Below are 14474 nucleotides of genomic sequence, written 5' to 3' on the forward strand. Positions count from 1 at the left end.
TACTTAGCTATGAAACGATTGTTTATAATCTTGTCGATAATCCTGTTGATAAATAGTTATTACGCTAATTCTCAAATAGAATATTCTGTTGATAAGTGGATGGAGTATGTAGAGGAACTAGCCTTGGAAACCGAGGATACGGAGCGTATCGAAAGTTTGTATGCCGATTTATCTTATTTAACTGAGCATCCTTTTGATTTGAATGCCGTGACGGAAGAACAACTGAAGCGATTACCTTTTCTATCCGATCGCCAAATCGAGCAGCTACTTTCCTACCGGAAACGATACGGAAATATGGTTAGCATCTATGAGTTGAAGAATATAGAGGATATCGATTTTCAGACGATATCTCTTCTCCTTCCATTTGTTTATATAGGTGATAATCTTGTTGAAAAACGGTTGCTTACGGTTAAGAACCTGTTGAAATATGGTCGTAATGAATTACAAATCAGGTATGATCAATGTTTTCAACAGAAAAAGGGATATGGTGAACAAACGGACAGCATACTTTCGTTATATCCAAATCGTAAATATAGAGGAGAACCTTTCTATCACTCCTTACGTTATTCCTATACTTTCGAGGATCGTTTACAAGCAGGCTTCGTAGCCGAGAAAGATGCGGGCGAACCTTTTTGGAACGCATATCATAAAGGATATGACTTTTATTCCGCACATCTATTCCTAAAAGATATCAACTGGTTAAAAAGCTTGGCTATAGGGGATTACAAGATGTCTTTCGGACAAGGTCTGGTGATTAGCAATGACTTTTCTCCTAGTCGTACGGCAGTAGTCGCTCAAGCGGAGCGAAGGACAAATGGCTTCCGTAGGCACTTCTCAACCAATGAACAGGATTTCTTCCGAGGGGTGGCTAGTACGATCACGATTAAAAACTTGGATATAAGTGTTTTCTATTCGTACCGGAAAATGGATGCGGCCGTAGATAGCTTGACATTCACCTCATTAAAAACGGATGGACTTCATCGTTTACAACGGGATTGGGAAAAGAGGAAAATGATAACGATGCAGGTATATGGAGGAAATATCCGCTATGCTACATCTCATTTTCATGTAGGTTTAACGGCTCTCTCCTATTCATTCGGTAAGTTTAAGATGGACCCCGATCCAAAACCTTATAATTTGTTCTATTTCAGAGGTTCCAACAATTTCAACATCGGTGTTGACTATATGTTGAAAAGTAACCGTATTAAGTTTTATGGCGAAACTGCCCTTTCGAAAAACGGAGCTATTTCTACCTTGAATGCCTTGCAGTTAACACCCGCTTCTTATATATCTTTCTTGGTATTATACCGTTATTACGACCGCCGTTATCAAGCTTTGTTTGGAAATGCTTTCTCGCAAGGCTCTACGGTTCAAAACGAGCAAGGGGTTTATATGGGATTGCAATTAACCCCGATCGCCCGCTGGAAATTATCCGTTTATGCGGACTTATTCCGTTTTCCTTGGTTGAAATACGGGATAGACGCTCCTTCCGGAGGACAGGAATATATGGCTCAGATAGATTATACCCCTAGTAGAAACTATTCAGCTTATCTTCGTTATAAATACCGGCAAAAAGAAAAGAATGGAACTTTTGAAAATGATAATTTATTGAGAATCAATTCTTATAAACAACATCGTATTCGTTTTCAACAGGTTTATAACTTTTCTTCTCCTTTTATTTTTAAGACTTCCTTAGATGGTATTCTATTCGATGATCCTATAAAGAAACTTAATAAAGGAATTATGATATCCCAAAGTATAGGCTGGAAGCCCACTACCCTACCTCTTCAAATGGATGGTTATCTAGCGTGGTTTCATACGGATGATTACAATAGCCGGGTCAGTTCGTATGAGAAGAATATATTGTATGCCTTTAATATGCCCTCTTTTTATGGGGATGGGATGCGGTTTGCCCTTACCTTTCGTCTGGATATTTGGAAACGTTTATCCTTATCCGCGAAACTGGCTCACACCCATTATTGGGACAGGGATTTGATAGGTACTGATACGGAGGAGATAAGCGGTTCTGATAAAACAGATCTTTATGCTTTGCTTCGCTGGAAATTTTAGAGTAGATTTGCGTGGGTAAAAACAAACAGCGCTATGTCTACAATTCTTTTTGATAAAATTGTATTTGGCCCGATACATAGTCGGCGCCTAGGTGTCTCTTTAGGGATGAATTTACTTCCTACAGACGGGAAATTATGCTCTTTTAATTGCATTTATTGCGAATGTGGATTGAATGAGAATCATAGGACTCATAGTAAACTGCCTACTCGTACGGAAGTGAGGGAAGCCTTGGAGCAAAAACTAAGTTCCATGAAAGCGGAAGGGATCGCTCCGGATGTAATTACATTCGCCGGAAACGGAGAGCCTACGATACACCCGGAATTCGGTGGAATCATTGATGATACGGTCGCTATCCGGGATCGGTTTTTCCCTGACGCTAAAATCGCCGTGCTTTCTAATTCTACGATGCTCCATAAAGAGGAAGTCTTTCAAGCCTTGAATAAAATAGAGGATAACATATTGAAACTGGATTCTGTATTAGACAGTCGGATTCGGCAGATAGATGTACCTAATTCTCCGGCGTTTAATTTCGAGTCTTTATTAAAACAATTATGTCGTTTTAACGGAAACTTGATTATACAGACCATGTTCTTGAAGGGGGAATTAAACGGGAAATCGGTTAATAATATGACAGAAGAGGAGATAGCGGGCTGGATTTCCGCCTTAAAACAAATCCGTCCGAAACAAGTCATGATTTATACGATAGATAGGGAGACCCCGGTTAAAGCTTTGAAAAAAGCTACTAAAGAAGAATTAGATGCGATTGCGGAACGGGCCCGGAAGGAGGGTTTTGACGTGACGGTATCTTATTAAACTAACTAATTTAGAGAAACACAATAAGTAGTATGAGAACATTCAGTAAAAAGAAAAAATTGCCTCGACTCTTGACGCTTTGTGGAGCGGTAGCGGTCTCAGCATTGCTAGGGGGATGTGGGCAGAGCGGTGTTCCGGCGGAATCTTTCGATCGGTCGGATTATTATACCAGAGGTATCGGTTCGTATCCGGGAGATCCGGGGGAGGATTTCTCTCCTTCATTACGTCCGGATTATTCCACGTATCGTAACATAGCTCTTTTGCGTAGAGCTTACAACTCATCCAGTTATGATTACAATCTAACGGCCCAACTGGTGACGGATGGTGTTATTAGCGATAAACAACCTCAGTATCTCGATCTCTCCACGCAAAATGGGGATATAGCTCGTCGTGAGCGTGAGTGGATGATCGATCAAGGTCCTTATTCTCGTAATGCGGTTACAGGCGAGGATGCCTATTTCCTGTTCACGCTGAATAACTGGAAAGAGAAAGCCGACAAGGTACAATTTCGCGGCAGCGTGGCTTATGACGAGAATAAGATTAAGGATGGATATGAGATTGTTTGCGAGGGATCGAATGATGGAAATACTTGGACGGAATTGGCTGCCTTAAAGGGTAAAGGTATGCCGGGTAAGGCCAGCAAGTATAAGGCCCATTCAGACCCAAATAAAAATAGCTGGGATCCGGGTACGTTGCCCACCCGTATGTTGAATGAGACTTTGACATTCGATCAACCGGGTGAATATGCTTATTATCGGATGCGATTGAAAATGGAAGGTGCCGCTTATTGGGCATTCTTCGAGATGAATTTCTATAACCAAGATAAGTTGATAGATTTGCTTCCTTCCAAATTCTTTAATAGCGCTTGGATGAGTGCCACGACAGGAGAGGAGTGGGTCTATGTGGACTTGGGTAGCCAATCCGAATTCGACAAAGTAAAATTACATTGGATCAATAAAGCGATCAAGGGTAAGATTCAAGTTTCTGACGATGCGAAACAATGGGTTGACATAGCGAATCTTCCGGGTGGAGATGCTAATCTGGATGAGATCAAGCTAAAAGGAAAGGGCCGCTACGTACGGGTATGGATGGAGCAACCGGCTAATGACGGACGCTATATCTTAAGCGAGATAGAGGTGATGGGTAAAGGTGGCTTGCTTGCCCAACCGGCTGCTGCTCCGGCTTCTACAAAAGACGAGATCCGTTTATCGGGCGGAAACTGGAAAGTACAACGAGCTTCCGAGGTAACCGCTTCTGGTGAGGAAATATCGAAACCTTCTTTCTCTCCGGAAAATTGGATCGTGGCGACCGTACCGGGAACGGTATTGAGCAGTTATAAGAATATCGGAGCTATCCCGAATCCGAATTACGCGGATAACTTGATGCAGATATCCGAGTCATTCTTCAACTCTAATTTCTGGTATAGGGATGAGTTTGAGGTACCCGAAGGATTCAAGCAAGATCGTTTGTTCTTGAATTTCGATGGTATCAACTGGAAAGCGAATGTATATTTAAACGGTAACAAGATCGGCCGTATCGAGGGAGCGTTTATCCGGGGTGTATTTGACGTTACAGACAGGGTCGTACCGGGTAAGAACGTTGTCGCGGTGGAGATCATCAAGAATGAGCATATCGGAGCTATCAAGGAGAAATGTGAGAAGAATACGGATTTCAACGGTGGTATCTTAGGCGCTGATAACCCGACCTTCCACGCTTCGATCGGTTGGGATTGGATCTCGACGATCCGTGGTCGTAATATCGGTATTTGGGATGATGTGTACTTGACTTCTACAGGCAAGGTAACGATTCAAGACCCGTTCGTACAGGTTGTATTACCGTTGCCGGATACGACTTCCGCTACCTTGACTCCGGAAGTGATCGTGAAGAACCATGATGCTGCTCCCGTGAAGGGTATATTGACAGGAAAGATCGGTGATATCACTTTCGAGCAACCGGTGGAATTGGCCGCCAACGAGGAGAAGAGCGTTGCTTTCGACCCGAATACCTTTAGCCAATTGAAGGTTCAGAATCCACGTTTATGGTGGCCTAAAGGGTACGGATCTCCTTATTTATACGACGCTAATTTCACCTTTAAGGTAGGTGATAAGGTATCCGACTCTGAGGATTTCAAGGTAGGTATCCGACAAATGACCTTCAATGAGAATAATAGTATCTTGAGTCTCTTTATCAATGGTCGTCGTTTTATAGGCCGTGGCGGTAACTGGGGATTCGGTGAGTCTAATCTGAATTACCGGGGTCGTGAGTACGATATCGCCGTGGCTTACCATGCCGATATGAACTTTACGATGATGCGTAACTGGGTAGGACAGATTGGCGATAAAGAATTATATGAGGCTTGCGACCGTCATGGTATCATGATTTGGCAAGATTTCTGGTTGGCGAATCCTTCCGACGGACCCGATCCTTATGATCCGGAGATGTTTATCGCTAATGCTGAGGATTATGTGAAACGTTTCCGTAACCATGCCTCTATCGGTATTTATTGCGGGCGCAACGAGGGCTTCCCGCCGGAGCAGATCGACAAGGCTTTACGCCGTATCGTGAAAGAGGATCATCCGGGCTTACATTATATCTCCAGCTCGGCGGATGAGGTGGTAAGTGGCCATGGCCCGTACCGTGCGCTTCCTGTTAAAGAATACTTTAGCTTGAAGAATGGTAGTGATAAGTTCCATAGTGAGCGGGGTATGCCTAACGTGATGAATTACGAGAGCTTGGTTCGTACTTTCTCTCCGGAAGCGCTTTGGCCGCAAAACGCTCAATGGGGACAACACGATTATACGATGGAAGGCGCCCAGTCTTGCGCTTCTTTCAACGCTATCATCGAGAAGGGCTTTGGCAAGCCGAACAACGCCAAGGAATTCGCCGATCTGGCTCAGTGGGTAAACTATGATGGTTACCGGGGTATGTTCGAATCGAGAAGCTTGAACCGTAAGGGATTATTGCTGTGGATGACGCATCCGGCATGGCCTTCTATGGTATGGCAGACTTACGATTATTATTTCGAGCCTACCGCCGCTTACTTTGGTTGCAAGAAGGCCTCCGAGCCTCTGCACATTCAATGGAATCCGGTTACGGACGAAATCGAGGTAGTGAACTATAGCGCCGGCGTACGTAATGGTTTGACGGCAAAGGCTCAAATCATCAATATGGACGGTTCTATTTCATGGGAAAACGAGGTTTCCGTGGATAGTAAGGAAGATACGACCAACAAATGTATGAAACTGGATTTCCCTGCTAGCGTATCCAGCGCTCATTTCGTCAAGTTGACGTTGACAGAGAATGGCAAGATCGTATCGGATAACTTCTATCTGCGTGGCGTAGAGGAAGGCAACTACCAAGCTTTGCGTGAGATGCCAAAGGTTACTTTACGATCCAACGTGGCAACCAATAAGGGTAATGACGGTACTTGGACCGCCACCGCTATCTTGGAGAACACTTCATCCACACCGGCTCTGATGATCCGTGTGAATGTAGTGGGCGAGAAGGATGGCGAGCAATTCCTCCCCGTTTTCTATAGCGATAACTATTTCTCATTGCTCCCGGGCGAGAAGAAAGAGATCAACATCCATTGGAAAGATGTAGATACGAGAGGCGAGACCCCGAAGGTGGTTATCTCCGGTTATAACGTAGAGTAATAGATAGATTAATCCTCTAGGTCAAAAGATTTTGATCTAGGGGATTTTTTATATCCAAATGCATACCTTTGTGAAAATTTTATCTTTAACTACATGTGAGAATTGAATATGAATTTGAAGGAATATCTTAATAAACCTATGTACGCTATAGATAGACCATGGGTGATCGTTCTGTTAAACTCGATGGTAGTGGCGTTAATACTCGCTATTTTCGAGCCTTTTCACTATCGGCTAAATAGCGTGATACAGTTTTGGGTATTATGGTGTTTCGTAGGCTTGACATTTATATTCTCTGTTGTCGCTTTTGTCTTGTTTCCTAAATTATTCAAACGTTTTTATGATCCTGAACGATGGACTATTGGTAAAAACTTACTACATTGTTCCTGCTTTTTGTTATTTTTGGGACTCGCTTGTTTCATTTATGACTATTACTTCTTGATGCGAATGGACTTTTGGAGTGATTTAGATACGACTATTTTTTATAAAATGTTGCTTATAGATGTGTCAGCGGCGATCACGATTGTTATTATTCCCCTTATTTTCGGATTTTTCATTATAGAGAATAATGCTTTGAAACGTAATTTGCAAGAAGCGAAAAGGATGAATAAACTATTATCCGAACGAAATATACAAGAAGAGAAAGGGGGTGATGCCATAACCCTGTCCGGCGATACAAAAGAATCGATTTGCGTACTTCCGGATAATATTATGTATATGGAATCTTCTGGTAATTATGTAGATGTCTGTTATAGAGAGGAAGGGAATATGAAGCATAAACTTCTCCGTTCCACGATCAAGCAAATGGATGAGATGATGGAGAAATATGGTTGTTTTGTCCGTTGTCACCGGGCTTATATCGTAAACGTGAATAAAATCATGAACATAAACGGTAATGCGCAAGGCTACCGTTTGAATTTGGAGGATACACAACAAGAGATTCCTGTCTCACGTACCTATCTAAAAGACTTTAAGAGTTTTCTTAATAAGGAAAACTAGGTTGTATTTTATCCCTAAAACTTGTGATAAGGCACAGATTTCCATGTTTTATCACCAAATCTTGACATCTATCCCTATTGTTTGACTGGCTTTTTTACCCACTTTATATTTGCTGAAAAATCAATTGCAAAAATAATCAGCGATATGGAAAAGTCAGTAGTAAAAAAGATTCTTATTAATGTTATGTTGTTATTATTTGTGGCTGTCAATGGATCGGCGCAATTTATCACCGGCTCAATTACGGATCGTCAGGGTTTACCCGTGGAATTTGCTAATATAGTATTGTTATCTGTTCCGGATTCTTCTTTCCTTCAAGGTACGGTTAGTGATGAGAGTGGTAGTTTTCGCATTCAAACAGGAGATTCTATATCTATACGAACTTATGTGATCAAAGTATCTTCGATCGGTTATCAAACCATCTACCGAGATACACGAGCCGGTAATATGGAAAATATCGTTTTGTCGGATGAGGCGATCTTGTTGGATGAGGCCGTTGTCATAGGGAAACGACCGGATTTCCAGATCAAAGACGGTACCTTGACAACCCGCATAGAAAACAGCCTGCTAAGCAAATCCGGGACAGCGAACGACGTATTGAAGTATATTCCCGGCATACAAGGCAAAGAGGGGGAGTTTCAGGTGTTCGGTAAAGGTATTCCTGTTATATATATCAATGGACGTGAAGTAAGGGATCTCTCCGAACTGGATCGTCTTAGCTCTTCTGAGATTCGTCAAATAGAGGTGATTACTAATCCGGGATCACGTTATGGGGCGGAAGTGAAATCGGTTATCCGTATTAAGACTATAAAGCGTGAAGGTGAAGGGATGAGCTTTGAGGCTCGCTCTACTTGGGGACAGTCGCAAAACACGGATTTTACGGAACAATTGAATTTAAACTACCGTCATAATAATCTGGATGTATTTGCTATGTTTCAATATGTGCATAACAACTATTTGCTCATCAATAATGTAAGTCAGCAAGTATATGTCGATACGCTTTGGCGGCAAGAGAATCGGATGGAGCAGCATTCATTGGATAATGATTACCGGGGAGAGCTGGGAGTGAATTATCAAGTTAACGATAACCATTCTTTGGGTGTCCGTTATATAATGTCTGCCTCTCCAGAAAATAAAATAGGGGGACAAACAGAAAGTCGGATTGATGCCAATGATGATTTCTATGACTATTTATTGAGCGAGAGTTATAGTACGACCGTGAAACATCCAGCTCACCAAATCAACGTTTATTATTCGGGAGCCGTAGGGAAGCTTTCTTTGGATTTCAATGCGGATATGCTAAGGAGCGAAGCGAGGACAGGAAATGAGGTAATAGAAAACAGTCAAGAGCAAGAAAGTCGTATCGTGACCTCCACTAATAATGTGGACAATAAGTTATACGCCGCTAAATTGATTGCTTCCTATCCATTAGCAGGTGGTAATTTGAGCCTAGGCTCGGAGTTTACCAGTACCCGCCGTACAGACTTATTTACTAATCCACAGGAAATCCTTCCTACAACCGATAGCCATATCCGGGAAGATCGTGCGGGAGCTTTCGCTGAATATAGTAAGTTTATCCGTATCGCCTACCTAAATATGGGTTTGCGTTATGAACATGTTTCAACAGAACGTTCCTATGATAATTTTTTTCCAAATGTCTCGTTATCCACGCAAATAGGAAAACTACAAACCCAACTTGGTTATACGACGAAAACGAAACGCCCTACTTACGCTCAATTGTCAAGTAATATGAACTATATCAATCGGTTTACCTATATGAACGGTAATCCGGCGTTAAAACCTACAAACCTACACGATATCACTTTATCAGGCAGTTATGGTTGGTTTCAATTTATGTTGAGCTACCAGAGAGAAAAAGACGTTATTCTTTATATGACGGATCAATATGAGAAAAATCCCGCTATAACGATCATTACGCATCGTAATTATGACCGGATTGATAACGTATCGGTGTTTTTGATAGCGTCTCCTATTATAAAGAAGTGGCATCCTCAACTCACGATAGGTTTACAGAAACAATGGATGGATATTGAGCATAATAGTAGGATGCTTTCTATGGATAGACCGTTGTTTATCGGCCGGTTTAACAATGGAATTCAATTTCCTTATGGATGGACACTACATGTAGATTTGTTTTTTCAGGGTAAAGGTGATTTCCAAAATATTTATATCAACAAGAACGTGTTTATGATGGATGCCTCGCTCACTAAGTCTTTCTTTGATGACCGTCTTTCCTTTAATCTACAAGGTATTGATCTTACGCATGGGCGTAAAGATGGCAACGTGATTTATAACAAACACATGGATCTGACGGTGAATAATGTAACCGATAGCCGTGAGGTACGACTGACCGTTCGCTATAAGTTTAATACGACTAAAAATAAGTATAAGGGAAAAGGAGCCGCTGAGGAGGAAATAAGAAGGCTCTAAGAAACCCGTCTCTATGGGGTATTTCTCATTTATATAGTAGCCTCGATCACTACGAGGCTACTATATGAATATTGCTTTTATAGCTTTATATAAATCTTCTTCTTATACAAGAAATATCCCGGTATCCAGTTTAACACCACGAAGAAGATAGCCCAAGCCAGCGATCCTCCGAAATCGCCGAATACCGACCTGAACAGATCCATATACATAAAGGCGGAGATACCGCTCATTCCCAGCAATACGGCCAATATATCCCCTTGTACATACAGATACAACGGGTTGATACCGAACGACTCAAAGAATAACGTCCATTTCTTCTTCCCGTTTATATCGATGATCCAGATTAATAAAGCGAGGAATAAGGAGGCGAATCCGCAAGTTACCAAGACGAACGTGCTACTCCATATCTTCTTATTGATCGGGCAGCCGTAACTTAGTAAGAAACCGGCAAAAAGAATAATCGTACCGAAAATGAAGATATTACGGATAATCAACTCATTGTTCTTTTTACAATCCTGTATTACCTTTCCTACGTAGAAACCGAGTAATACATGCGCTATGCTACCGATGCAGCTCAAGAGCCCTTCCGGATCAAAGGCGATCCGTGTACCATCTGCCATATCATCGTGATACATATGCGATGTACCGAATAAAGTTCTGTCCACGATCGCTATAATGCTATCCTCCGACATTTCCATACTATGCGTGAAACCTAGTAATGCCCAGTAAAATATCAATATACCAGCGGCTACCTGCAAAATATACTTATGATTAATCGCTAATCCTATCAACGACCCGAAGCCGTATGCGAGCGCCAACCTTTGCATCACCCCAAGGATACGTAAATTCTGGAAATCGGTAAATCCATTGTAGCAAACATGCCCGAACAGATTTAGCCCTAATCCCACGAGGAATATCAATACCGTGCGTCTCAATACTTTCGTCACGCTCTCTTTGGACAGCTTGAAGTTATATTTCCGAAGCGAGAAAAACATGGAGACCCCCATGATGAACATAAAGAACGGAAATACCAAATCGGTGGGAGTGAGGCCGTTCCAACGTGCATGCTCTAAAGGAGTATAGACATACTTCCATGACCCGGGGTTATTTACCAAAATCATCCCCGCGATCGTAATTCCCCTCATCACGTCGAGGGATAGCAATCTTCCGGATTGTTGTGCCATATTGATAGTAGATTAAAAAGTTACCAATGAAAGTCCAAAGATAATGGAATTTCCTACAATATCCCTGCCTTTGGGAATACTGTTTTTAGTATACTGATAATCAAATATATAAAAAACACATACATGTTTTCGGAAAAACACGTACGTCTTTTTTCGGAAACACGTACGAGAATTTATGAAAACACGTACGTGTTTTTCCAAAAATATGATGGAGATATCCAAGCGATAAGAATTTTATACAATAAGCCTAATAATCAATTATTCTTTAAGGTTTGATGAAAAATATGCCTATCTTGTGCATAGAATCTAAAGATAGGAACCAATGAGGCATTTACTTATTTTGATATCGTTATTATCCACACTCTCATTTATAGGTTGTCGAGATGAAAGCGATGCCACATACCTAATCGATCGTGCGGAATCCTTGTTGAAATCTGATCCGGATAGTTCCCTTATCCTATTGGATAGCATAGCCGTGCCCGATAATTTGAGCGATAAATTATTGGCTCGTTGGTGTATGTTGTATGGCAGAGTAGCGGATACGCTGTACACGGATCTGCCCTATGTGCAACAATTGCGTCGTGCGCAAGCCTATTATAAGTCACACGGGACAAAGCAAGAACAAGCGAAGATTGGTTTATACCTAGGGCGTTCGTATGTGGAGGATAAGGAGAATGAGAAGGCTATGAAGGTTTATTTACAGGCGTTGGATATCGCTGTACGTTGTCAAGACTATAATCAAGCCGGGTATATTTGTAGCTATATGGGAGATCTATATGATTTCGAGGGTGATTATCTGTTAGGAAAGGACAAATACAAGGAAGCGGAATCTTATTTCCGGAAAGCGGGGAATATGAGAAGTTCAGCTTTCGCCTTGCAGGATATAGGAAGAATGTACGCATTTTCAGATTCATTAGATATACACTTATATCAACAAAATCTATTCATCAAGAAAAAGAAATTAAAAATATTGTTTCTTATGGAAAGGAACGTAGTTTACCTACGTTGTATATTGTGAACTACGAAAGTAAAGGTTTTAGTATTATATCTGCAGACAAGAGAGTTTATCCTATCCTTGGTTTTTCTGATGAAGGGGAGTTTTCTCTGGATAATGCTCCGGAAGTGGTAACTCTTTGGTTAGAATGGGTGTCTGAACATATTACTCGATGTAGAAATCAAAATTTTCAACCCGATCCTATGATTACAAGTATGTGGAATTCAGCTGAGTGTCCAGAAAAACCACTAAAAATGGTCAATTGTGACGATCCAGATCATACCTCGCAAATTGTAAAAGGGCCGTATTTAAAAACTTCATGGAATCAAAGAAATAATTATAACAAATATTGCCCAACAAATTGTCCTGTGGGATGTACTGCTGTTGCCATAGGTCAAATAATGAGATTCTGGGAATATCCAAAGAGCTATAATTGGGCGGCGATGAGCTTTAATAATGCTACAGATGTTACTGCTCGTTTTTTAGCAGAATTAGGAAATAAAGATCATTTGAATATGGATTATACTCCGAATGGATCATCTGCAAGAAATACGGTTTTGGATAATGTGCTAAGAGGATATGGTTATAATGCCTCTAGAGAAAAATATAACTATGCCAAAGTAAAAAGTGAAATATTCTCGGGAAGACCTGTAATTCTGAGTGGAGTTAATCAAGTTAGTGGAAGTGGACATGCTTGGGTATGTGATGGCATACAAATATATAATAGCACTATGTATTCTTATTCAATGCTACATATGAATTTTGGAAATAGCGAGAAGTATAATGGCTATTATCAACTGGATAATTGGTCTTATATTGAAGATGGAAAACTTATATTTGATTATACTACTAATTTTTTTCATAGAATGATTATAAGTATTTATCCAAAATGATGAAAAAAAGAAATTTACTTTGGTTATTGGTTTTTGTACACTTATTTCTATCTTGTACAAAGCGTGAGGATTGGCCTCCTCCGACGGTTTTTAGTTTTGTTTTGATGAATAGCGATAGTTCTTCTGTCTTGACATCAAAAGAAGATAAGGTCGTTATTAAATATAGAGATAACGGTATGATGCGCCAATTTTATGATGTGTCAGTGGATGAACGAGAGGGTGTTTATTTCGTAAGTAGCATATCTGCTCTTTATAGTGGCGTTGATTCCTTATATATCGAGGCAAAAAGTAAGATAGATACTTTGGTGTTGGTTAAGACTCCCTTTTATCTGTTAGATCCTTTTGAAGGTACGTTTAATGGTAAACTAATTTCTATTCCAGAATATGAAGGTTTTCTATATCTTGTGAGATAAGATAGTATTCTGAAAATTAGGATTAAAGTAATATTTAGATTGAATGGGAGTTCTATATCATGACATGTCGAACTTCTATTTAATCTAAATATTCTTTACTTATAAGTAAAGAAGAAGTTAGTAGCGCTCAAAAAATAACTTGGTACAGTTTTCATGCGATCACGTCTTTGCGGATCGGACTGCGAGAATGCATTGACTGATTATGCGTAAATTGCTGAAAATAAGCGAATAATATCGATCGATATCAGCTACTCAAGTGAATAACTAACGGCTTGTCAAGTGAATAACTAACGGCTATACCTAGCCGCTAACTAATGGCTTGGGAAGTGAATAACTAACCACTTGAAAAGCCATTCCTCGGTCTTTGGGTGTTGTAGAACTTACAACTTGTATTGAAAACCGTCCCAAGTTATTTTTTAATGCTTACTTAGTTGCTCTTTTGGATATAGATTCATTTTATTTTAGTCTTTTATATACATTAAAGGATAGGGGTATTTGATAGTTTCTTGTCTTATAAAAAAACAACAGTCACTATGGAATCAACAACTGAAAAACGGAATGCCTCTAAGCTTTATTACCGGGGTGAAGCTAAAAAAGGAATGATGGCTGGTTCCATCTTTTCTTTATTCATTCTTTTACTATTCTCATTCGTTTCTTGTGATAAGGATGAGGATGCTTTTTTTGAAGAAGCTCCTTACTATTTGGGATGTTTTTAGGGAAAGGGGAATATATGATCGATAAGGGTAAATTAATGAATGAAGGGATAGAATCTACTGTCCGGATCACGAAAGATGACGCTAAAATAGTGTATCATCCACTGAAATCTTCATTTCGGATACAAGTGGATAGTATTCGTTTTCATGAGGGAAGTGCTACCCCTTATATTGAAGGGAAGATGGAAGGCATCCTATATAATATAGAGAATTCGGAAGATTCGATCGTCATAAAAGATGCTATATTCGGAATACACTAATTTAGAATTTGATGATGAACCAAATTTAGTGCAT

Annotated in this window: 11 protein-coding genes; 10 read left to right on the forward strand and 1 reads right to left on the reverse strand. The window is 40.5% G+C overall.

The features are described 5' to 3' along the window. The first annotated feature begins 9 nt into the window (after positions 1 to 9). From DW033_RS15265 to DW033_RS15285, 5 genes are all read left to right on the forward strand, one after another. Entirely contained in the window at positions 10 to 2070 is a 2061-nt protein-coding gene (locus DW033_RS15265) for a helix-hairpin-helix domain-containing protein (protein WP_009016542.1), read from the forward strand. Positions 2071 to 2103: 33 nt separating this feature from the next. Then, positions 2104 to 2883 carry a radical SAM protein gene (locus tag DW033_RS15270; RefSeq protein ID WP_122382886.1) on the forward strand — a complete coding sequence of 260 codons (780 nt, stop codon included), beginning with the start codon at positions 2104 to 2106 and terminating at the stop codon, positions 2881 to 2883. A 32-nt stretch (positions 2884 to 2915) separates the two neighbouring features. Then, positions 2916 to 6539, forward strand: coding sequence for a sugar-binding domain-containing protein (locus DW033_RS15275; RefSeq protein ID WP_122382887.1), 3624 nt, complete (start codon positions 2916 to 2918; stop codon positions 6537 to 6539). 138 nt (positions 6540 to 6677) lie between these two features. Then, a complete protein-coding gene (locus DW033_RS15280) occupies positions 6678 to 7535 on the forward strand; it encodes a LytTR family DNA-binding domain-containing protein (RefSeq protein ID WP_227713825.1) in 858 nt (285 codons plus the stop codon). 144 nt (positions 7536 to 7679) lie between these two features. After that, positions 7680 to 9983: a TonB-dependent receptor family protein gene (locus DW033_RS15285; RefSeq protein WP_122382888.1), complete on the forward strand. Its 2304-nt coding sequence runs from the start codon at positions 7680 to 7682 to the stop codon at positions 9981 to 9983. A 77-nt stretch (positions 9984 to 10060) separates the two neighbouring features. On the opposite strand, the gene DW033_RS15290 is transcribed toward DW033_RS15285, so the two are convergent. Then, entirely contained in the window at positions 10061 to 11167 is a 1107-nt protein-coding gene (locus DW033_RS15290) for an acyltransferase family protein (RefSeq protein WP_057327035.1), read from the reverse strand. 322 nt (positions 11168 to 11489) lie between these two features. Between DW033_RS15290 and DW033_RS15295 the strand changes: the two genes are divergently transcribed. The 5 genes from DW033_RS15295 (at position 11490) to DW033_RS24935 (ending at position 14440) form a co-directional block, all read left to right on the forward strand. Further along, the gene (locus tag DW033_RS15295; protein WP_233554215.1) at positions 11490 to 12185 is read left to right on the forward strand and encodes a hypothetical protein; all 696 of its coding nucleotides are present in this window, start codon (positions 11490 to 11492) and stop codon (positions 12183 to 12185) included. Then, the gene (locus DW033_RS15300; RefSeq protein WP_146376323.1) at positions 12182 to 13054 is read left to right on the forward strand and encodes a C10 family peptidase; all 873 of its coding nucleotides are present in this window, start codon (positions 12182 to 12184) and stop codon (positions 13052 to 13054) included. Before DW033_RS15295 ends, DW033_RS15300 begins: the two co-directional genes overlap by 4 nt. Continuing rightward, positions 13051 to 13467, forward strand: a complete 417-nt coding sequence (locus DW033_RS15305) for a hypothetical protein (RefSeq protein WP_122382890.1) — start codon at positions 13051 to 13053, stop codon at positions 13465 to 13467. Before DW033_RS15300 ends, DW033_RS15305 begins: the two co-directional genes overlap by 4 nt. 533 nt (positions 13468 to 14000) lie before the next feature. Continuing rightward, complete coding sequence (locus DW033_RS24930; protein ID WP_233554217.1) at positions 14001 to 14183, forward strand: hypothetical protein; 183 nt, start codon at positions 14001 to 14003, stop codon at positions 14181 to 14183. Positions 14184 to 14218: 35 nt separating this feature from the next. Continuing rightward, positions 14219 to 14440, forward strand: coding sequence for a DUF5025 domain-containing protein (locus DW033_RS24935; protein WP_233554218.1), 222 nt, complete (start codon positions 14219 to 14221; stop codon positions 14438 to 14440). Positions 14441 to 14474 lie beyond the last annotated feature (34 nt).

Source organism: Parabacteroides sp. AF39-10AC (assembly GCF_003635405.1).
Classification (GTDB): domain Bacteria; phylum Bacteroidota; class Bacteroidia; order Bacteroidales; family Tannerellaceae; genus Parabacteroides; species Parabacteroides distasonis.

Coding starts and splice junctions, on each gene's coding strand:
- DW033_RS24935 (WP_233554218.1), top strand. CDS start 14,219: ATGAATGAAGGGATAGAATCTACTGTCCGGATCACGAAAGATGACGCT.
- DW033_RS15290 (WP_057327035.1), bottom strand. CDS start 11,167: ATGGCACAACAATCCGGAAGATTGCTATCCCTCGACGTGATGAGGGGA.
- DW033_RS15295 (WP_233554215.1), top strand. CDS start 11,490: ATGAGGCATTTACTTATTTTGATATCGTTATTATCCACACTCTCATTT.
- DW033_RS15265 (WP_009016542.1), top strand. CDS start 10: ATGAAACGATTGTTTATAATCTTGTCGATAATCCTGTTGATAAATAGT.
- DW033_RS15275 (WP_122382887.1), top strand. CDS start 2,916: ATGAGAACATTCAGTAAAAAGAAAAAATTGCCTCGACTCTTGACGCTT.
- DW033_RS15270 (WP_122382886.1), top strand. CDS start 2,104: ATGTCTACAATTCTTTTTGATAAAATTGTATTTGGCCCGATACATAGT.
- DW033_RS24930 (WP_233554217.1), top strand. CDS start 14,001: ATGGAATCAACAACTGAAAAACGGAATGCCTCTAAGCTTTATTACCGG.
- DW033_RS15285 (WP_122382888.1), top strand. CDS start 7,680: ATGGAAAAGTCAGTAGTAAAAAAGATTCTTATTAATGTTATGTTGTTA.
- DW033_RS15280 (WP_227713825.1), top strand. CDS start 6,678: ATGTACGCTATAGATAGACCATGGGTGATCGTTCTGTTAAACTCGATG.
- DW033_RS15305 (WP_122382890.1), top strand. CDS start 13,051: ATGATGAAAAAAAGAAATTTACTTTGGTTATTGGTTTTTGTACACTTA.